11 protein-coding genes are annotated in these 22,015 nt (G+C 47.6%); 9 read left to right on the top strand and 2 right to left on the bottom strand.

Annotation, left to right across the window (positions count from 1 at the left end; genetic code table 11):
* The first annotated feature begins 56 nt into the window (after positions 1–56).
* The 9 genes from M1L52_RS02830 to M1L52_RS02790 all read left to right on the top strand — a co-directional run bounded on the left by M1L52_RS02830 (position 57) and on the right by M1L52_RS02790 (position 17,198).
* On the top strand, positions 57–1,844 hold the full coding sequence (locus M1L52_RS02830; protein WP_248613295.1) for a RagB/SusD family nutrient uptake outer membrane protein: 1,788 nt from the start codon (positions 57–59) through the stop codon (positions 1,842–1,844).
* A gap of 27 nt (positions 1,845–1,871) precedes the next feature.
* On the top strand, positions 1,872–4,073 hold the full coding sequence (locus M1L52_RS02825) for a fasciclin domain-containing protein (RefSeq protein WP_248613294.1): 2,202 nt from the start codon (positions 1,872–1,874) through the stop codon (positions 4,071–4,073).
* A 30-nt stretch (positions 4,074–4,103) separates the two neighbouring features.
* A complete protein-coding gene (locus tag M1L52_RS02820) occupies positions 4,104–5,945 on the top strand; it encodes a fasciclin domain-containing protein (protein ID WP_248613293.1) in 1,842 nt (613 codons plus the stop codon).
* Between the two features lie 41 nt (positions 5,946–5,986).
* On the top strand, positions 5,987–9,244 hold the full coding sequence (locus M1L52_RS02815; RefSeq protein WP_248613292.1) for a SusC/RagA family TonB-linked outer membrane protein: 3,258 nt from the start codon (positions 5,987–5,989) through the stop codon (positions 9,242–9,244).
* Positions 9,245–9,376: 132 nt separating this feature from the next.
* The gene (locus tag M1L52_RS02810; RefSeq protein WP_248613291.1) at positions 9,377–11,188 is read left to right on the top strand and encodes a RagB/SusD family nutrient uptake outer membrane protein; all 1,812 of its coding nucleotides are present in this window, start codon (positions 9,377–9,379) and stop codon (positions 11,186–11,188) included.
* Between the two features lie 108 nt (positions 11,189–11,296).
* The gene (gene rimP / locus M1L52_RS02805) at positions 11,297–11,761 is read left to right on the top strand and encodes a ribosome assembly cofactor RimP (protein WP_248613290.1); all 465 of its coding nucleotides are present in this window, start codon (positions 11,297–11,299) and stop codon (positions 11,759–11,761) included.
* Between the two features lie 12 nt (positions 11,762–11,773).
* A complete protein-coding gene (gene nusA, locus M1L52_RS02800) occupies positions 11,774–13,036 on the top strand; it encodes a transcription termination factor NusA (protein ID WP_248613289.1) in 1,263 nt (420 codons plus the stop codon).
* 206 nt (positions 13,037–13,242) lie between these two features.
* Complete coding sequence (gene infB / locus M1L52_RS02795) at positions 13,243–16,203, top strand: translation initiation factor IF-2 (protein WP_248613288.1); 2,961 nt, start codon at positions 13,243–13,245, stop codon at positions 16,201–16,203.
* 2 nt (positions 16,204–16,205) lie between these two features.
* A complete protein-coding gene (locus M1L52_RS02790) occupies positions 16,206–17,198 on the top strand; it encodes an RsiV family protein (RefSeq protein ID WP_248613287.1) in 993 nt (330 codons plus the stop codon).
* 80 nt (positions 17,199–17,278) lie between these two features.
* On the opposite strand, the gene M1L52_RS02785 is transcribed toward M1L52_RS02790, so the two are convergent.
* Positions 17,279–20,035, bottom strand: a complete 2,757-nt coding sequence (locus M1L52_RS02785) for a chitobiase/beta-hexosaminidase C-terminal domain-containing protein (protein ID WP_248613286.1) — start codon at positions 20,033–20,035, stop codon at positions 17,279–17,281.
* A 195-nt stretch (positions 20,036–20,230) separates the two neighbouring features.
* Positions 20,231–21,979: a hypothetical protein gene (locus tag M1L52_RS02780; protein ID WP_248613285.1), complete on the bottom strand. Its 1,749-nt coding sequence runs from the start codon at positions 21,977–21,979 to the stop codon at positions 20,231–20,233.
* Positions 21,980–22,015: the final 36 nt, after the last annotated feature.

The raw sequence follows: 22,015 nt of genomic DNA, 5'->3' as shown, positions 1-22,015 counted from the left end.
GCGCCCAAGGGGAAGGGGAGATGAGTAAGTATTATTAAAATAGAATGATAATATATATGGAAAAGTTTTTTAATATAATAAAGGAACAGTGTTCAAGGCTCAGTGCTCTTAACGCTCCCCTTCCCCTCGGGAGGGGCTGGGGGTGGGTCCTTGTTGCTTTTCTCTTCTCTGGTTGCGGCGACTTCCTTGAAGTTGAACCGCAGGACAAGATTGTGCTGGAGAAGTTCTGGAACGAGAAGGCCGACGTTGACAATGTGCTCATCGGTTGCTACTCTGCCATGCAGTCAGAGAATGTGCTCGACCGTATAATGGTATGGGGCGAGTTCCGCTCAGACAATATTGAGCCAGGTACTGAAGTTAACTCAGATATTAACATACAGCGTATCCTCAATGAGAATATCGATGCTACTAACGGATATACTACATGGGATGGACTCTATGATGTTATTAATCGTCTGAACACCGTGCTTCTCTATGCGCCAAAGGTGTCGGCAAAGGATCCTGCTTACTCAGAGACCATGCTGAAGGCTACAATAGCTGAGGCAAAGGCACTGCGCGCGCTGTGCTACTTCTATCTCATCCGTACATTCCGCGATGTACCGTTCTCAACAGAGGCTTACACCGACGACAATCAGAAGATGGATGTTGCTGCAACATCGTTTGACGAGATTCTGACATACCTTATCAACGACCTTGAAGGTGTGCAGAACGATGCAATGATTACCTATCCAAAGACACAGGCTCTCCATAAGACGGGACGTATCACCCAGCAGGCAATCCATGCATTGCTCTGTGAGATGTACCTCTGGAAGAAAGACTATGCAAACTGTGTGAAGTATGCTGACCTTGTCATCAAGCGTGACTCACTTGACTATGCTGAGAAGTATGAGGGCATGACTCCTGATAAGGAAGGCCGTCTGAACGGTTTCCCACTTGAGCTTAGCCGCATAGGTACAAGTTCAACTTATGGAAACGAATATTTTTATATCTTTGGTAAGCAGAATACCAGCGTAGCTGTTGGCAGCGGTGATGAGGTAATCTTCGAGCTCGCCTTCATGGAGAACGATAACATGCTTCAGAACGCATCAGTGAACCGTTTCTATGGAAGTGGTGCAAAGTCAAATGCTGAAAGAGGCATTGTTGCTCCATCAGACCGCTTCGTAATCTCCGACAACGCTAACAAGAGCATTTATACCAAGACCGATTCCCGTTATTATGAGAATTTGTATAATGTCCGTGGAGACATCTATGGAGTAGGTAAGTTTATAATTAAGGACCTGCTGATTTCTTCATCCGACCCCACAAAGATGGCAACGGTGTCTTATTTAGGAAAACAGACAGCTGGTCATAACCACGCAAACTGGATTATCTATCGTCTGACTGACATAATGTTGCTGAAGGCAGAAGCTCTTGTTGAGATGGGAGCTGACAACAGCACAGAGCTCACTGAGGCATTCAAGCTCGTACAGGCAGTGAACAACCGCTCACTCTGTGAGTCACCTCTGTCAACAGCTCAGAACAAGCTCAATCAGAACAACTATAAGAAGCAGTCGCAGATGCGTGAGCTCGTGCTCAAGGAGCGTCAGCGTGAGCTGATGTTTGAAGGCAAGCGTTGGTATGACCTCGTGCGCCGCAGTCTCCGTGACGGCAATACATCTGTACTTGCAAGTGCAGTGGCAGAGAAGAAGATGGATGCAAGCGCTGCCGCAAGCCAGCGACTGAAGAAGATCGATGCCATTTTCTGGCCCTACAACCTCGAGGAGATGCGTGTTAACCACAGCTTGAAGCAGAATCCTGCGTTCTCAAGCGGTGAGAACAGTAGCTATAGTAATACTGGTAAATGAAGTAACTAATCTTTTACAGCAAAGACTATGAAACTTAAAAATAAAATATTAGCACTCATTGCTCTGATTGCAGGAGCAACACCGGTGCTTACATCTTGCTCAGACGAGCCAGATGAACAATACTACTACTCGTTCACGGGCGAGATGATGAGCGACTATCTGAAAAACAGAAGTCAGTTCAGTCAGTTTAAGGCCATCGTGGACCGTGCAGGACTGACGGAACAGCTGTCAAGCTATGGCCACTATACCTGCTTCGTTCCAAATAATGAGGCTGTGAATGCATATCTGTCGTCTCATGGACGTGCATCGGTCAACGACCTGACTGTAGAGGAGTGTGATACCATTGCACGTACACACTTGGTAGCTTCACAGATATATTCTACTTACGACTTGAGTAGCTCTAGTGGTGGCGTGATGAACATGCGTGACCGTCTTATCGCTGTTAAGGACACAGTAGATGCCGATGGTAATCCAACGATAATACTCAACAAGGTGGCTTTCATTGACTACAATACAATGAACGACTCTGTGGAGAATGGCATTGTGCATCCTATCACTGCAATGCTTGAGAACTCTATGAAGCCTGTGCCTGACCTTATGAAGGAGAACCCACGTATCAGCCTTTACTACTATGCACTGGAGAAGACCGGTCTGGCAAAGACAATGCAAGCCTATGAAGACCTGAACTATAAGCGTCCTTCTGTTGACGAGCAGTTCAAATATACCTCAGGCGCTGAGCCTTGGGAGATAGCCCTGTCACCAGAGCACCGCTATTTGGGCTTCACGGCTTTCGTAGTGCCTGATGATGTGCTGTTGGCAAAGGGGTATATCACCACAGATCCAAAGGAAAACAAGGACCAGGCTCTTCTGGAACTGTATAAGAAAGCTAATGAGGTTTATAAACAGACGTTCCCATCAGACTATGTGGGAAGTCCGAGCCTCAGTGACGACTTTACAAGCGAGAAGAACCCTCTCCATCGTTTTATGGCTTATCAGGTTTTGCCACGAAAGATGGATAAGCCTGCTTATCTCACAGTGCGTGATGACTTGGGCATCTTCACAAAGATTATGAATCCGACAGAGTGGTATGAGACAATGCTCACCTACACTATCATGAAGGTTGAGAAATGTACCGTAGATAAGTCGGGCGTGGGAAGCACTGCTACGTTGGGCGACCACTACATTAACCGTCGTTTTGACTATGACAAGACCAAAGGCTTCGGTAATACAATTGAGGGTATCCACGTGAAGTATGACGTAGAGCCACAGTATGTCAACGAGGCTCTCAACGGTTGGTACTTCTATGTTGACGACATCATTGTTTATGACCAGAAGGTGCGTGATGAGGTTCACAATGCCCGTATGCGTGTTGATATGTCTTCACTCTTCCCAGAGATGATGACAAACGGACATCGTATGAATGGCGACTACCAGATTCACCAGAAGGATGCTATCCTTGACAAGATGCCTCAGGTGGGTTACAACTACTGGTATCCCGATGGATACCTGTCGGGCGTGACCTGTAAGGGTGGTAAGTTCATCTATCGTCACCCACGCTCAGGATACTGGTCATACAGTGGCGACGAGATGATTGTGCAGGGTAACTTTGACGTGAGCTTCCGTCTGCCTCCTGTGCCTACAGCCGGTACATATCAGGTGCGTTTAGGCTATGCAGCCATGAACGAGCGTACCATTGCACAGTTCTACTTCGGCGACAAGCCTGTTCCTTCAAATCCTCAGGGCACACCTGTCGATATGTTCGTGATGCTTGACAATGCTCGTATGCTTGGAACAAACTTTAAGTTCAGCTATGAGTACACGGTAGATGAAGGATCATCTTCTACTAAGAAGAAGGCTGAGACCTATTCACAAGTTAGAGAGCTCGCTTATCCTACCACGGCTGATGCAGAGCCAAACCAGGAGTGTCAGGACCTGTTGTCACAAGACCAGAAGGTGCTGAAGAACATGGGCTATTACCGTGGCGCTTACGGATGCGGATGCGGTACTGGCACACAAGACTCAAAGACTCACTTCGCAGACATCAATACTACATTCCGTATAGTGCTCTGTACTGTTGATATGGAGCCAGGCAAATACTATTATGTACGCATACGTAAGGCTACAAACATTCCTCGTGGTAAGAACGAGTGTATGCTTGACTACATCGAAGTGGTGCCAAAGAGCGTATATGGCGTTACTGACGGAGACTTGCGTGAGGATGATCTTTAATTGAGAATTTAGAATTGAGAATTGACAATTATGAAAAGATTCTTTAAATATAATAATAAGGTGATAGGGCTGGCTGTAGCCGCCCTCACCTTTGCCGCCTGCGCCGACCAGTGGGACGATCACTATAGTGATGCTGCTTTGCCTGGCACAAACAGCGGCACGATTTGGCAGGCAATGGAGCAGAATCCGGAGCTGAGCAACTTCCGTCGCGTGGCTGAGGCATGCGGCTATGACAAGGCATTGAAGAGCAGTCAGATGTTCTCAGTGTTTGCTCCGACAAACAGCCATTTCACCTCTGAACAGGCAGACAGCGTTATCAATGTGTATAAGAAGGAGATTGCCGATGGCACACGTACTGCCGACAACCGTGCTATCAGAGAGTTCCTTCAGAACCATATTGCACGCTACACATACTCTGTGGCTGACGCCGCTACTTATTCAGACTCAGTGGTGATGATGAACAGTAAGTATATACCGCTTACTACAAACGAGTTTGGCGGAATTAAGCTTGTTTCCAAGAACCAGCTGTATGAGAACGGTGTGCTCTTTACCATAGACGGTCCTGCTGCTTTCTATAGCAATGTATTCGAGTACATTGACAAGCAGAGAACAAATACTCCCGATGGTTTGGACAGCATTGCAAACTTCCTTTATAACAAGCGCTACTATCGCTACGAGCTTGACGAGGAGCAGAGTATTCCTGGTGATATTGTGAACGGTAAGACCACATATCTCGACTCAGTGATGGTGAAGAACAATGAGCTGTTCGAGATACTTGGCTCAGGAAGAGATTATGTTAACCTGAACAGTGAGGACAGTACCTATATCATGGCCGTTCCAACAAACAAGGAATGGGATAAATTGGTTAAAGAATATGAGCAGTACTTCATGTACCATGAGAAGGTGGACAAGTATGACTCACTGCGCTGGGCAATGCCACGTATTCAGATTCTTGCTGGAGGTATATTCAGTCTTTCCTCTAATTTGGCTTTGAGAAGCCAGCTGAATGGTGGTGCAGCAGCAGACTCTATACTCTCAGTAGCTGCTTGTGAGTATAACATGAGAAAATACTATTGGGGAGACGACAGCCTGCATTATTATCAGTATGGCACAAGAAAGAATCCACAGGATCCATTTGCTGCCGGTGGCGCATTCTATAATGCTGAACAGGTGAAGTGCAGTAACGGTATGATTATGAAGTCTGACAACTGGGGTATTGACAAGACCAACACCTTCCTTCGTCAGATTGTGATTGAGGCCGAGAATGCAAGGACAATCATTGTCGATGACAAGCAGACACTTCGCCGCAAGAACTATGTCTCAGTGCCCTCATGGAGCAAATACTATAATAAGATTTCGGGAAATGGCTATCTTGAGGTTTATCCGTACGACCGTTCTATCTCTGACCCAGAGGTGACATTCGTATTGCCAAGCATACTGTCAAATGTCAAGTATGATATCTATATGGTGACCGTTCCTGCTGACGCTGCTGATTCAACAGTGACTGCATCTGAACTGAAGCCTACACGTTACTATATCTCTCGACTCTATAAGGAATTGGACGGCTATGGTCCTGAGCGTGACTCTATCACTAATAATCGTGACGGTATCTTTGACAATGCTAAGTATCTGCTTGCAGACTTGGACGGCACATTGGGTAAGGGCTATGGCTGTGGCACCGATGTTGACACAATCTGTCTGGCTAAGGGCGTGACATTCCCGACATGTGTATGGGGAACGAACTCACAGACACAGCTGCGTGTGCTCAACTGGGTTGACTATGACCCAGACAATGCCTATGACCGTACAATACGTATTGACTGCATCATCCTCCGTCCGCAAGAGTTCGGACCGCTGAAAGAAGATGAATAGTGATAATGAAACTGAAACCTAAGAAATAAAATAGGAACATTATGAAACGATATATCTTATTTGGACTATCGCTGCTGATGGCTTTCCCACTGAGCATGTCAGCCCAGGACGAAGACTTCGACGAAGATGAGGCTGAGGTCGTGGTAAAGAAGAAGGCTGTGAAAGTAAAGAAATACGAGACACGCACGGTGAAAGGCCGTGTCGTTGACGCTGCCACAGGAGAGCCTCTCTCAGGTGCAATGGTTCAGACCATTGACTTTGGCGGCTATAGCGTACTGACAGAGGACGATGGTACCTATGAGCTGAAAGTGCCTCTTATCGCTACATCGGTCATTGTCACTGCCCCAGACTTCAACGCTGTACGCATGTCGCTGAAGGATGGTGAGGAACAGTTTGAGGTGAAGCTCTATTCTTCAAAGTTCACTTCTGAGTATAGCAAGGAGACCAATGTGCTCAGTGACTATACGGCAAATGATTTCAAGTATTCAGGTGCCGTCAACGTGAAAGAAGAGATTCAGAAGCAGCTCGGTGCAGTGGCTCATACCACTATGCACAACGGAACACTCGGAATTGGTGGCGCTATCTTCATGAACGGTCTGAACTCACTGAATGTCAACGCACAGCCACTCATCGTGGTGGACGGCGTCATCCAGGAGCAGCAGTACAGCCGTACATTGCTTCACGACGGTCTGTATAACGACATCCTTTCAAATATCTCTATGCTCGACGTGGAGAAGGTGACAGTGATGCGTAACGGTACAGCCCTCTATGGTGCAAAGGGTGCCAACGGTGTCATCCTTATCCAGACAAAGCGCTCAAAGAGCATGGCTACTCGAATCACTGCAACGGCATCGGTAGGTGTTACGCTGAAACCGAAGTTCATATCAATGATGAACGAGAACCAGTATCGTGCCTACGCTTCTGACCTGCTTAGAACCACTGGTACGAAGCTGAGCGACTTCCAGTTCCTCGACGAGAACAATGCTTACTATTATCCGATGTACCATAACAACAACACCGATTGGAAAGAATATGTCTATAAGGAGGCGTTGACACAGAACTATGGTATTAATGTAGAAGGTGGTGACGCTGTGGCTAACTACAACCTGTCGGTGAACTATATGATGGGTGACAATACATTGAAATTCAATGACCTGTCACGTCTGAACATCCGCTTCAATACCGACATCTCGCTTACAGATAAGCTGTTCGTGAAGTTTGACGCATCGTTCAGCAACCAGACACGCGATCTGCGCAACGACGGTGCTCCAACGACATACGAAGAGGGAACTCCTACATCTCCATCGTTCCTGGCATATGTAAAGAGCCCGTTCCTTAATCCTTATAGCTATGGTCAGGGACGCTTCTCTGACAGCCAGTGGGAGATTAATGATGAGTCATATCTTAACCAGGCTCTTAGCGTAAAATATCCCGACTATAACTGGAGACTTGCCAACCCGGCAGCACTTAACGAATATGCTGAAGCAGAGAACAAGAACCGTTTCGAGAACTCACTGCTGAACATTGCCGTTACTCCAAAATATGAATTCAATCAGCATCTCTCTCTGCAGGAGCATTTCAGCTATAGCCTTGTGAACACAAGTGAGAAGTATTATATTCCTCTTAACGGTGTGCCAAGCTACTGGGTGAACAGCGTTGGTAACAAGCTGGAGAACGAGGTGCGTTCATTGGCTTCAAAACAGAACAGTGTTTATAGCGACACACGTCTGATGTGGAATAACCGTTACGATGCTCACGAGATAACTCTCTTCGGTGGTGCTCGTATGCTGTTTGAGAGCTATAAGTACAACAACCAGTATGGTTATAACACTGGTTCTGATAAGACTCCTTTCATGAGCTCAAGTCTGCTCTATGCAAACACCATTGGTGAGACAGAGGACTGGAACTCACTGGCATGGTATGCACAGGCAAACTATAACTACAAGAGCCGCTACTACCTGCAGGGTAACCTGACCGTTGAAGGTTCTTCACGCTTCGGTAAGGATGCCGGACTGAAGATGTTCGGTGCAGGATGGGGCGTCTTCCCCGGCATTCAGGCATCATGGGTGCTGACTAATGAGCCTTGGCTTGCAAAGCAGAACAGCATCAACTATCTGCGTCTGACAGCAGGCTTCGATGTAAGTGGTAACGACGACATCAACAGCAATGCTGCACGTAGCTACTTCCGTGCTCGTCGCTACTTGAAGTCAATCTCAGGTCTGACTATCGACGGTATCGGTAACGACGAGATTCAGTGGGAGACCACACGCCGTTTCAATGCTGGTTTGGAGTCAAGCATGGCTGACAACCGCATATACGTGAGCTTCAACTACTTCAACTCTACTACTGACAACCTTCTTACCTATCAGTCACTGGGCTATCTGTCAGGTCTTGAACAGAACTGGTCTAACGGCGGTAAGATGCGTAATGAGGGCTTCGATGTAGCTGCAAATGTGAAGGTGCTCGCACTGAAAGACTGGCAGTGGGAAGTAGGAGCAAGCGTAGGTCACTACAAGAACAAGATCGTTTCTCTTGGCGACGGTAAGGAAGAGATGCTGACAACTGTTGGCGGCGCTACCATACAGACAAAGGTGGGACAGGCTGCAAACCTGTTCTATGGCTATCGCACTAACGGCGTGTTCTCAACAACTGCTGAGGCACAGACCGCAGGTAAGTATATCCTTGGTGAGAATGGTATCAGCCGCACATACTTCGAGGCTGGTGACGTGAACTTCCTTGACCTTGACCAGACTCATGGCAACGCAGGTGAAATCAACGAGTATGACCGCACTGTCATCGGTGATCCTAATCCCGATATCTACGGTAACATCTCTACATCTCTGTCTTACAAGCGTTTGAAACTCGACGTACGTTTCAATTACTCACTTGGTAACGATGTGTATAACTACATGCGTCAGCAGCTTGAGTCGGGTAGCCGCTTCATGAACCAGACGTCTGCAATGACACAGCGTTGGCAGATTGAAGGTCAGCAGACAGACATGCCACGTATAGCCTTCCAGGACCCAATGAATAACAGCCGCTTCAGCGACCGCTGGATTGAGGACGGAAGCTATTTGAGATTGAAGACCGTAACTCTGAGCTATGACCTGCCGCTGAAGTCGGAGTTCATCCAGGGTATTCAGTTCTGGGTGCAGGCAAACAACGTGTTTACTCTTACCAAGTATCTGGGCAGCGATCCTGAGTTCGCATCAACAAACGCTGTCCTCGGACAGGGTATTGACATGGGACAGCTGGCACAGGGCCGCTCGTTCGTGGCTGGTGTGAAGATTAACCTGTAAACGACCCACCCCCAGAAACCCACCCCTAACCCCTCCCGAGGGGAGGGGAATTGGAATGGTAAAGCGCCGCAAGCGCCGAGCGCCCGGGGGATGGATTAGATATATAAATGTATTTATTAAGTAAGAAAGAATATGAAGAAGATTTCTTATAAACAAATAAAAAATGTGTCCGTTTGGCTCTTTAGTGCTATATTGACTCCCCTCACTTTGGGAGGGGTCGGAGGTGGGCTGTTTACCTCCTGTGAAGACTTCTTTGAGCAAGAGTCTGACCATGTCATCTTTGCTGACAAGGACCATCTGGGCAATGCTGTCGATACCATATATTCTGTTACGGGTATCATGGATAAGATGCAGATTCTGGCCGACCGTACTATCTTGTTAGGTGAGCTGCGCGGCGACCTCGTATCGCTGACCGACTATGCTCCGGCAAACGTGCGTCAGATTGCAGAGTTCAATGTAGATGATGATAACATCTATAACTCACCACGCGACTACTATGCAGTGATAAACAACTGTAACTACTTCATAGCAAAGGCCGACACCGCTCTGAAGAATAACCGTAACCAGTATATCTTCATGCGTGAGTTTGCTGCTGTGAAGGCGTTCCGTGCGTGGACATACCTGCAGCTGGCGCTGAACTACGGACAGGTGCGTTTTGTTACGAAACCTATTTTGACAAAGCAGGATGCTGACCGCGAGACGGATTATCCGATGCTTGAGATTGCACCTCTCTGCGATGAGCTTATTAATGACCTGAAGCCATTGGTGCCAGAGTATGCGACAGAATATCCCAGCTATGGTTCTATTGCTGGTGTTGACACTCGTCTGAGCTATTTCCCACTCTATATCCTTCTTGGAGAGCTTAACCTCTGGGCAGGACACTATGGTGAGGCTGCGTTGAACTACTACAAGTACATTAGCACGCGCAATGGCTTGAACAGCTATTATGCAACTGGTACTGATGGCTTGTCGTGGGGAAATGAACAGCAGACGACATGGGATTCATACTCTCTAAGATGGACTGGATATAACTCTTATATGCCACAGGGTGAGCTGATAACTCAGATACCTATCTCCCAGGAGTATGACTCAGTGCCTAATCCTAACTATAACCAGTTGAGAAACCTCTTCTCTATAACTGATCAGAATGATAATCATGCCAGCATCGTTGCATCGAATCGCTTGATCCAGATTTCCGAGGCACAAGACTATTGCATGGTTACAAATACCAATGACACTATTTATGTGCCAAAAGGACTTGAAGACCACATGTCCGGTGATATGCGTCTTGGCTACTGGTGGCGCATGCGTGAGGGTGTGCTGAACCCAAAGACAAGTACTATTGAGACAATCTCTTCTATCAGGAAATATGATACTCGTAACGTGAGAATATGGCGTCGCCAAATGGTTTATCTCCACATGGCTGAGGCTCTGAACCGCGCCGGATACCCACGTTTCGCATTCAAGTTCCTGGAGTCAGGCGTGAACAACACGGTTATCAAGAACGAGGTGTTGCCTTACTGTCATACCGCATCTGATTCGGCGTTCGTGAACCAGTTCGACTTCAACGATACCTACTACATACTCTATGACGGAATCAAGAGCGATAACCAGCAGGGTATCCATTCTCGTGGCTGTGGCGACTCTCGTGCAAACAAGAAATATGCGTTCCCAGAGTTTACAACGGGTGATACGCTCGCTCTTCAGACCGACAGCATAGAGCGTATGATTCTCACCGAAGGTGCCCTTGAATTTGCCTTTGAGGGACAGCGTTTCTACGACCTCATGCGTATGGCATTGCGTCGTAACGATACAGGCTTCCTTGCAGACCGTGTATATGCACGTAAGGGTAACGGAACAAAGGACGCAGACATAAAGAAAGACCTTACCAACAAGAACAACTGGTATCTTAACTGGAATGGAAAGATTGGCTTAGGTAAGTAGTTTTTCTGAAAAATATTTGCATAGTTACGAAAATTGTCGTACCTTTGCAGCGTTCAGTGGAATGAGGGGCTTGACAAAAGCTCCTCATTTCTTTTTAAATAAATCAGAATGATTAATAAGGAAACAATTAAAACACTGGTGGAAGAGTGGCTGCAGAAAGGCGACTACTTCCTTGTTGACGTAATGATGGATGGCGACCGCATCGCCATAGAAATTGACCATGCAGACGGCGTGTGGGTGGAAGACTGCGCCGAGCTGAGCCGCTACCTGCAGGAGAAACTCGGTGAGGAACTCGACGAATATGAACTCGAGGTTGGATCAGCAGGTCTTGGACAGCCGTTTAAGGTCGTTCAGCAGTATAAGAACCACATCGGTGACGAGGTGGAGGTGCTCGCTGCCGATGGAAAGAAGTATGTAGGTGTGCTGAAGACTGTTGAAGAGAACAGCTTTGTAATCACCACAAAGGAGAAACAAATACCTGAAGGAAAGAAACGCCCTGTCCTCGTGGATGTTGACAAGACATTCGCAATGGATGAGGTGAAGTACACAAAATATGTGTTGAATTTCAAATAAAAAACAATATAAATGGCAACAAAGAAAGAAGTGAAAGGTCCAAGCATGTTTGAGACCTTCCAGGAATTTAAGGAGACAAAGAACATTGACCGTACTACTCTCGTCAGTGTGCTTGAGGAGAGCTTCCGCAACGTACTGGCAAAGATGTTTGGTTCAGATGAGAACTTTGACGTAATTGTAAACCCTGACAAGGGGGACTTTGAGATTCATCGCAACCGCGTGGTGGTTGAGGATGGTGAAGTGAAGGATGAGAACAAGGAGATAGCACTCTCTGAGGCTCAGAAGATAGAACCTGACTATGAGGTTGGTGAAGAGGTTAGTGAGGAGGTTGACTTCCAGAAGTTTGGACGTCGTGCTATCCTGAACCTGCGCCAGACCCTTGCTTCGAAAATCCTTGAGCTCGATCACGACGCTCTCTATCAGAAGTATAAGGATAAGGTAGGCACCATCGTTGCAGGTGAGGTCTATCAGATGTGGAAGCGCGAGATACTGCTCATGGATGATGAGGGCAACGAGCTCCACCTGCCGAAGAGCGAGCAGATTCCTGCCGACAACTATCGCAAGGGTGAGACCATTCGTGCACTTGTAAAGGAGGTTCAGAACGAGAACAATAACCCACGTATCATTCTTTCACGCACAAGCCCAGACTTCCTCCGCCGTCTGCTTGAGGCTGAGGTGCCTGAGATCAACGATGGACTCATCGCTATACGTCGTGTGGCCCGCATGCCAGGAGAGCGTGCAAAGATTGCTGTTGAGAGCTTCGACGACCGCATAGACCCAGTAGGTGCTTGTGTGGGTGTGAAGGGTTCACGTGTTCACGGTATCGTGCGCGAGCTTCAGAACGAGAATATCGATGTTATCAACTATACATCTAACACAAAGCTGTTCATTCAGCGCGCTCTGTCACCAGCAAAGGTTACAAGCATCACGCTCGACGAAGAGAACCACAAGGCAGAGGTTTATCTCCAGCCAGAAGAGGTTAGTCTCGCTATCGGTAAGGGCGGTATCAACATCAAGCTCGCTTCAATGCTTACAGAACACACCATCGACGTATTCCGTGTAGTCAGCGAGGCTGAGGCTGATGATGAGGATATCTACCTCGATGAGTTCAGCGATGAGATTGACCAGTGGGTTATCGACAGCATTAAGGCTATCGGTCTTGACACCGCGAAGGCTGTGCTCAACGCTCCACGTGATATGCTCATCGAGAAAGCCGACCTTGAGGAGGAGACTGTTGACCATCTGATCGAGGTGCTGAAGGCTGAGTTCGAATAATAAAACCCACCCCCATCCCCTCCCGAGGGGAGGGGAGTCTATATAGACTACTAAGTAGTAACTTTGTCCATCTGACCTTTTTGAGGGGAGAGGAGTCTAAATAGACAATGAAGTGGGAAGAAATAAATGAAATAATTACTTGCTTGGGCCACCCTATCTAACCAAGCACCTCTCCCCTCGGGAGGGGCAGGGGGTGGGTTTAAAATATGGGAGTAAGATTAAATAAAGTATTAACAGAGCTGAATATAGGACTTCAAACGGCAGTTGATTTCCTGAAAAATAAGAAGAATTTGGGCGAGATACGCGATGACGCTACTTCAAACACCAAGATCTCAGACCAGCAGTATGATGCTTTGGTAGCAGAGTTCAGTGGCGACAAAGCTGTGAAGACCCAAGCTGCAAACCTCTTCCCGAAGAAGAAGGAGAAGAGAACCGTGAGTACGGATTCTCAGCCTGAGGTGGTGAAGACTACTACTGAGGAGAAGATAGCGCAGCGTCAGCAGTTCACTCCGCTGGGTAAGATTGACTTGGACTCTATTGGAAAGCCCAAGACTGTTGCTGCACCGAAGAGTGAAGAGAAGCCTGTATCAGAAGCTGCACCTGTGGCTACTGCCGAAAGCCCTGTGCAGGAAGAAAAGAAAGCACAGTCTGTGGCTCCTAAGGCAGAGAAAGTCGTTGAGACATCTGTCGTAGAAGAGTCTGTCGTTGATGCTCCTGTCGAGAAGAAGGCAGAAGCTGCAAAACCTGTTGAGACATCAAAGCAGGAGACTAAGGCTAATGTGAAGCAGGAGGCTGAGCCTGTTAATTCACCTGTCGTTGAAGATGATGATGACGATGTGGAAGATGCAACGCCTGCCTCTGAGTCTTCTGAGACGGAAATATACACTCTGAAGAGCGAGGCTAAGCTGGCTCCGAAGGTTAATGTCCTTGGAAAGATAGACCTGTCAAGTATCAACCAGAGTACTCGTCCTAAGAAGAAGTCTAAGGAGGAGAAGCGCAAGCAGCGTGAGGAAAAAGCGGCCCAGCAGCATGGCGCTGGCATGGGTGGAGAGAAGCGCAAGCGTGAGCGCATACGTACCGACAAGGTGGATATCGAGGCTGCATCGAAGCAGCAACAGAACCAGCAGGGTCAGGGCAAGAAGAAAAATAAGGGCGGAAACCAGAACTTCAGTGACCAGCCACAGCGTTCGGGCGACGGACAGCAGGGCGGTGGCAAGAAGAATAAGCAGAAGAACCGTCAGATGTTTAAGCCTGTTGAGGTGAACGAGGAGGATGTGGCACGTCAGGTAAAGGAAACACTGGCACGCCTCACTTCTAAGACTCAGCAGAACAAGAAAGGCGCTAAGTACCGTAAGGAGAAGCGCGATGCTGTGGCTGAGCGAATGATGGAGGAGATGGAGTCACAGGCAGCAGAGAGCAAGGTGCTTAAGCTGACCGAGTTCGTTACCGTCTCTGAGCTCGCTACCATGATGGACGTACCTGTAGTGAAGGTCATCGGAACATGTATGTCAGTAGGCATCATGGTGTCTATCAACCAGCGTCTTAATGCTGAGACCATTAACCTTGTGGCTGATGAGTTTGGTTTCACCACCGAGTATGTCAGTGCCGAAGTACAGGAAGCTATCACTGAGGAGGCCGACGATGAGAACGATCTCATGAGCCGTGCACCTATCGTTACAGTGATGGGTCATGTTGACCATGGTAAGACATCGCTCCTTGACCATATCCGCAATACAAACGTTATCGCTGGTGAGGCTGGTGGTATCACACAGCACATCGGTGCTTACAACGTTAAGCTGAAGGACGGTCGCCAGATAACATTCCTCGACACTCCTGGTCACGAGGCGTTCACCGCTATGCGTGCCCGTGGTGCTCAGGTAACCGATATTGCCATCATCATCGTGGCTGCCGACGACTCTGTCATGCCTACCACAAAAGAGGCTATTGCTCACGCACAGGCTGCCAACGTGCCAATGGTATTCGCTATCAACAAGATTGATAAACCAGGCGCAAACCCGGATAAGATTCGTGAGGACCTCGCAAACATGAACCTTCTCGTGGAAGAGTGGGGTGGTAAGTATCAGTGTCAGGAGATTTCTGCAAAGAAAGGCATTGGCGTTGACGAACTGCTCGAAAAGGTTCTTCTCGAGGCAGAGATGCTCGACCTGAAAGCCAATCCAAACCGTAAGGCTACCGGCTCAATCATCGAGAGCTCTCTCGACAAGGGTCGTGGCTATGTGTCAACAGTGCTCGTAAGCAATGGTACACTGCGTCAGGGTGATGTCGTTATAGCAGGAACAGCATGGGGTAGGATAAAGGCAATGTTCAACGAGCGTAACCAGCGTATTGAGAGCGCAGGACCTGCTGAACCAGCAATCATCCTCGGTCTTAACGGCGCTCCTACTGCCGGTGACTCTTTCCACGTGATGGAGAGCGAGCAGGAGGCACGCGACATTGCCAACAAGCGCACACAGCTGCAGCGTGAGCAGTCGCTCCGCACCACTAAGACGGTTGGTCTCGACGAGATATCTCACCGTATTGCTCTTGGCGAGTTCCACGAGCTCAACATCATTGTCAAGGGTGATACCGACGGCTCTATTGAGGCTCTCTCTGACTCGTTCATCAAGCTCTCTACTGAGAAGGTGCAGGTGAACGTCATCAACAAGGCCGTTGGTCAGATTTCCGAGAACGATGTGATGCTTGCATCGGCTTCAAAAGCCATCATCGTGGGCTTCCAGGTGCGTCCTTCAAGCGAGGCACGTCGTTTGGCAGAGCGCGAGGGCGTTGAAATCAATACCTATTCTATCATCTACGATGCTATTGATGAGGTTAAGTCAACCATGCAGGGTATGCTTGACAAGGTCAAGAAGGAGATTGTCTCTGGTATGATCGAGGTGAAGCAGGTGTTCAAGATTTCAAAGGTTGGCACCGTTGCCGGTGGTCTCGTTACCGAGGGTAAGGTACACAACAAGGACAAGGCCCGCGTCATTCGCGACGGTATAGTTGTCCATACAGCAAATATCGATGCTCTGAAGCGCTACAAGGACGATGCCAAGGAAGTGGCAACAGGCTTGGAGTGCGGTATCTCGCTGGTCAACTTCAACGACATCCAGGTCGGTGATATGATTGAGACATTCTCAGAAATCGAGGTAGAACAGAAACTGTAATAATGAAACATACATCACTCTATGTTGCTCTCTTCTCTATAGCGAGCACCATGACTATCAGCTCCTCCTGTACAAATAAGTCAGGGGGAGCTGTTTCTGATAATGCTGACAGCACTGTCGTCAGCGATTCATCAGATATAGAAGGGCTGTCGTTTGATACAATAGCCACTGAGACGCTTTATAAGACCGATACAACGCGTTTCTCCTCAGTGTCCATGAAGATGGAACTGCCTACCGCTACTGACGGCGTAGAGGGCTTTATTCGCAGCCAGCTCTGTCATATAGTAGGCCGGTGCATATCTTATATTAATTGCTATGAGGATGATAGCCGGTTCCCTTTGTTTGAGGGTAAGGACGTGGATAACAGGAAATTCTTTGACTACTATTTCAAGAATGTGTCAAAGGCTGTTGCCACTGATGCCAAGAGCGACTATAGCGAGAGAGAGAAATACTATATCAGCGACACTACGTTTACAGACGAACAGCGTAAGGAATATCTCAGCACTTTCCCAACATGGGCCTATGACTACACTCTTGTAAAGGTGGCTGACACACTGAACTATGTGGCGTTCCTCTCACAGTTCTATACCTATACCGGCGGTGCCCATGGCGGAATTGGCGGCGATGGCGACCTTACGTTCAGCAAGGTTGACGGCAAACTGATAGAACATTTTGTTGACTCCACAAAGGTTGAGGCCATGCAGCCGCTGCTGCGTGAAGGATTGAAGAGCTATTTCGCTGAGAATGGAGTGAAGATGACCGATAATGAGCTGTTTGAGAACCTCCAGATAGGCATTAGTGGTAATGAGCGTACCATACCATTACCGATGCTGAAGCCTTTCCCTACAGGCGAAGGCCTTGTGTTCACCTATCAGCAGTATGAGGTGGCCTGCTATGCAGCCGGAATGCCGTCGTTTGTCATTCCATACAATAAGATAGCACCCTATCTAACAGAAGAGGCTTCTCGGTTGTTGAAGCCGTATCTGAAGAAGTGAAACGCTTTTAACATACAGCAATAAAAAACGGTAACGAAAGAATCGCTACCGTTTTTTATTGTGTGTTATGAAGAAGGTGTTTATCTGATCACCTTCTTTGTTACTACTGTACCGTTAGCATAGGTAGTGCGGATAATCTGTATGCCACGGCCTGCGTTGTTCATGCGGCTTCCACCCAGTGTGAAGAACTCTGTACGAACAACTGGACCCTCTGGCTGAACAGTCTGAATACCTGTTTCCTCCTCGTTGTAGTTCTGAGAGAGCTCACCGTTATTAAGCAGGTAGATGTCGAACACCTGACCGGCGCTGTTTCCACCCTTATGAGCAAGACGGATGAATACTTTGTCTGTTCCCTCATAGCTCAGCTTATTGCGCTTCATAAGACGTACGTCACGAGTTTCAAGAGTGTCAATCTTAACCCACTCCTTCTCGTCAAGTGAATATTCTACGTCAACCTTAGGATAGCTGCCTGCAGAGCCGTTGTTGAAGTATACGACGATGTCGAATGGACCCTGATAAGCCTCTACAGTCTGGATGGTAGCATTGTAAGGCTCGCCAGACTTCTTACCTTTGAAGTTCAACATGTAGTTAGTAACACCATCGGTACCATTGACAGGCATGTGGTCTGCTGCCAGTTCAGGACAGTTGCTGCCTGCAACGCCTACGTTCTTACCAGGAACAGGGTTCTCCCATGTCATTACCTGTCCGTAAGAGGTCACCTTCCAAGTGTTAGATACATTGGGAACAACTATTTGCTCTACCTTCTTGTAAACTGTCAAGACAGAGTCCATCTCAGGATCTAGTTGGCTCTTGATAATATTGCCCAATGAGTCTCTCACAGGCTCCTGACTCTCAATCTCATCAGTGTACATGCTCTGTGCGTTCTTGCCGAAGAAGTAGTTCACTTTGCTTGAGCGGCTTTCTTCGCTACCAACAGTACTCCAGTCGTCTTTGTTGGCATCCATGTGGGCAAGAATATCCCAACGGATGTTTGTCTTATCTATGCCGTCAATGCCAACAAACTCTGTTGTTGCATCCGACTGCAACAGGTTCTCACCAACTGCAAAGAAGGTGATATAGGATGGCTCCATCATCTCGATAGGAGCATCGTACTTCTGTGCCTCGGCCTGAGTTTCACTCTGTGTGAAGTTGAAGTAGATGTCAATGCCTTCAGCAGCATTAAGTGTAACAGTGCTCTTGCCTGCCTCACGTGCAATTGCGATGGTTGGCTTGGCAGCTTTAACGGCGATGGTCACTTCGTTAGTAGCAATCTCACTATCGAGATATCCGTCGCCAATGGCAAAGGCCTTAACAGTAGTAGCCTCGGTCAGCGTGAATGGCTCTGTGTAGAGTGTGCTGGCAGTGGTAGGATCAGTACCGTCGAGTGTATAATAGATGGCTTTGCTGTTGGCAGCAGCGATGGTCACGATACTCTGTCCGTCCTCCTGCTTGAAAGTGATAGCAGGCTTGCCAACGGCAGTGATGGCGCGCTTTGTCTTAGCTACAGCAAGAACGGTCTGAGGAATAAGATTCAGATAAACATCCTCGCTCAGGTTGGTGCCAGGAATATAGTAATAAGCATTGCGTCCGGCATTGTGGGCGTGGATAGCAACAGCTTCGCCTGCCAGAGCCAGTGTGTCGTCTTTTGCAAAATAGTCGCCCAGCTCTACGGCATCGATAAAACCGTCATAGCTGATAGCCTCCATGCCTTCGAAGATGGCATTGCCGGCATCCTTAATTGTCAGGTCTGTGGTTTCTGTGCTAACAGCCTTACCAAGTCCTAATGGCTCATAGATTGCAGAGCTGAGGTTGACAATGGGGAGGAAAGCGATATATGGCTTTATTATAGCAGCCTCGGCAGCACCAATTGTAGGAGCGATAACCACTGCATCGAAGTTTGCCAAAGAGTCACGTGTTACTTCCGCTGAGATAGCAACAGGAGTGACATCGAACTTGTCGTTACCATCCAGCATGATATACGCAATGTCGTCATCTGCGCTGAATGATGCACCTGTCAGATAAGCCACCTTCTTGGCATCTTCTACAACTGGAGAGTCGCCATCGCCAACGGTGATGTAGTAAACATGGCAACCGTTGGTGTGATAGATGAGCACATTGTATGTACCGTCCTCGTTAGCCATCTGCTTGTCAGCATCTGTCAGCTGGTCTTCTGCGGGAAGAAGCCATTCAAGATCCTGATAGGTTGTAGGAATAGCAACTTCATTGCCATCAGGATCCTTCAGTTTTGTACCGTGCGTCAATGTGGTGGCGTTCTTAACGAGATAGAGTTCTATACCGCGAGCTTCAGTGGTCTTGTGTGACTCGACACCCATCTTAATGGTTGTGCCAGGCGCAACGCCACGGATGACGGCAATATCTTTCTTTGAACCTCCAAACCAGAGGTAAGAAGCTCCTTGATAGCCACCTGCACTGTTATAGTCAACGCCAATTGCCAGTGAACGTGCACTGGTATATGACTTGTTGAAGTATAATCCGGCGAGTTCAGGAATCAATTCACCGTTAGCCTTCAGTGAGTCACCGCCAACATTGTTGTTGCTGGTTGCCCAGAAACATTTGCCGTCTTTAGATGCACCATAGGATGTACAATCTTTACCAACAGCCTTCTCATGGTCTGACCAAAGAGCACCATGGTCATCGACTAACTGTGTCTTGCCGTCTCCTAAGTCTTTGACTTCGCTCTTTACAGCTTCTGCTTTCAGGTTAGCCACTGTCGTAGCGCTCCATTTTGTGAAGTCCCACGACTTACGATACGTCTCCTGTGCGTTGACCGTGAGGGCGAGCACAAGTAACATAGCAAGTGTAAATAATTTCTTCATGCTTAATTGTTTTTAGTTAATAATTATATTAATTGATTTGTTTGGTTTATATTAATACGCAAAAGTAAATAAATAAGTTCAAAGGGAAAAGTGTTCGGTCATAAATTATAGCTATAAATACGAAAATTATAGCTATAATCGCGAAAATTATAGCTATAATTTATTTCAGAGCTTATTATTATAATGGAATTATAATTAGTTTAACTTAAACGGCACCCAGTATCCTCCTTCCATGATACGGGCACTAACTGTGGCAGCAAGGGCAGCGTCAGTGTATTTAGCTTTTACGCGGTTAGCCACGATTGCTGGGTCGTTATAACGTACAGCCATGCGGTTCATCATAGGATATACCTTACCTTCACCTGCGAACTCAAGCATCGATTCGTCGAGCAGTGCCATGTCGTTTACTTTCAGTGATGCTGTCTCACCTAATTCTATGATGTTGTCTTTCAGACTGCGAGGGGTGAGGCCGCTGAAACAGCCACGGATGCCAAGCGACGGATATTTGCGGGTGCCCCAGTTGGCATCGGCTGTCCAGTCACACTTTGTCGGATCAACGGTGCTGGCAAAACCTTCCCACTCAGAAGACTTGGCGTTGAAACAATAGTCCAGTTCGCCAGATTTTACACCAGTGTTTAATACTGCGTTTAGTGCGATGAATCGCTTCAGATGGTTCAATGCTTCACAGAGCATCATGTGATACTGTGTGGCGCGATAGATGTAGATATGTACATCATCCTGATTAGCATTGGCACGGACGGAACTGCCCACAGGGCGGAATTTCGACAGATAGCGCTGACCAGAGGAATTGCCAAAACAGCACTTGTAACGAGTGTCGCTGGTCGTAGCTCCGGGGTTAAATGTCTTGTCGAGAAAACGCGCAATACCAGCCTCTGAAGGACGTAACAGATACTTGTTGGGGAACTCATTGGAGAAGTGCTTCAACAATGAGTTGGTCTGGTTGTTGTTGAAGTCGTAGATGATTGCCGAAACCGACTCGTAGGGGTAGGGTTGTGCATAGTTCCATATAGGGGTGTAGTGACCTGGTGTAGAACCTGAAGGCATCCAATAGACATTGGAACCAGGGTCGCTGGTAACACATATCTGTTTGTTGAGCACCTCAAGCATGAGGTCGGCAGCCTTTTTGTAATATGTCTTAGCGTCTGTACCTGCAGCATCCAGTACTGCTCCCTTCCAGAGACATAGCTCGGAATAGAGCCCTGCGTAGGGAGGAACGATATAGGTCCATTTACGGTAGCTGCTGCTGGCAATGCTTGAAACGTTTGACGGATCAAGCCAGGCAATCCAGTTGATTTCCAATGTAGAGGGCACACCGTCAAAGCCGTTGTCCATCAGAGAAAGACATTTGTCGATAATCTGGTCTAATGGCAGCACAGGATAAGCGTCGCCATTGGCTGCTTGCTCAGGGGTGACAACGTTTGTGTCATACCATATAGCCTGACCATAGATCTCGGCTAATGTCTTATAAGCCCATACCTTAGTGCGGATGGTGCTGGAGACGAGCGCCTTCCAAGCATCCTTGTCAGCATTGGGGTTTGATTTGTATTTCTCCATATTCTGCAAGTAGTCGTTGCAGGCCAAAATTACCTCATAGTAGCCCTTTGGATTGGCGTATGAGTTGTTCTGCAGGTTCTGCTCATAGTTATAGAGGGCTATGAGTTCGTCTGATGACTCGTCGCTGGGCTCAATGAGTTCACCGCGTGTTTCGGTCAACAGTATCTCCTTGTCACCCACAGCCTGCATTTTTGTGATGATGCCCAGAAAGCCTGTGTACATCTCAGTATTGCTGGTGAATCCCTTGCTTCCGTCGAGTTCATCGTCAGTGGTCGGCTCGAAGAAGTCGGAACAGCTTGTCGTTATAGCAGAAAAGCCGCAGAATGAAACAAAACCTATAATAAGGAATTTTATATCTTTGGTAATCATAATTTCTAATTACTAATTTCTAATTACTAATTTCTC

Source organism: Prevotella sp. E13-27 (assembly GCF_023217965.1).
Lineage (GTDB): Bacteria > Bacteroidota > Bacteroidia > Bacteroidales > Bacteroidaceae > Prevotella.
Note: the sequence above shows the minus strand (reverse complement) of the source record. Positions and strands in the feature narration are given on the sequence as shown.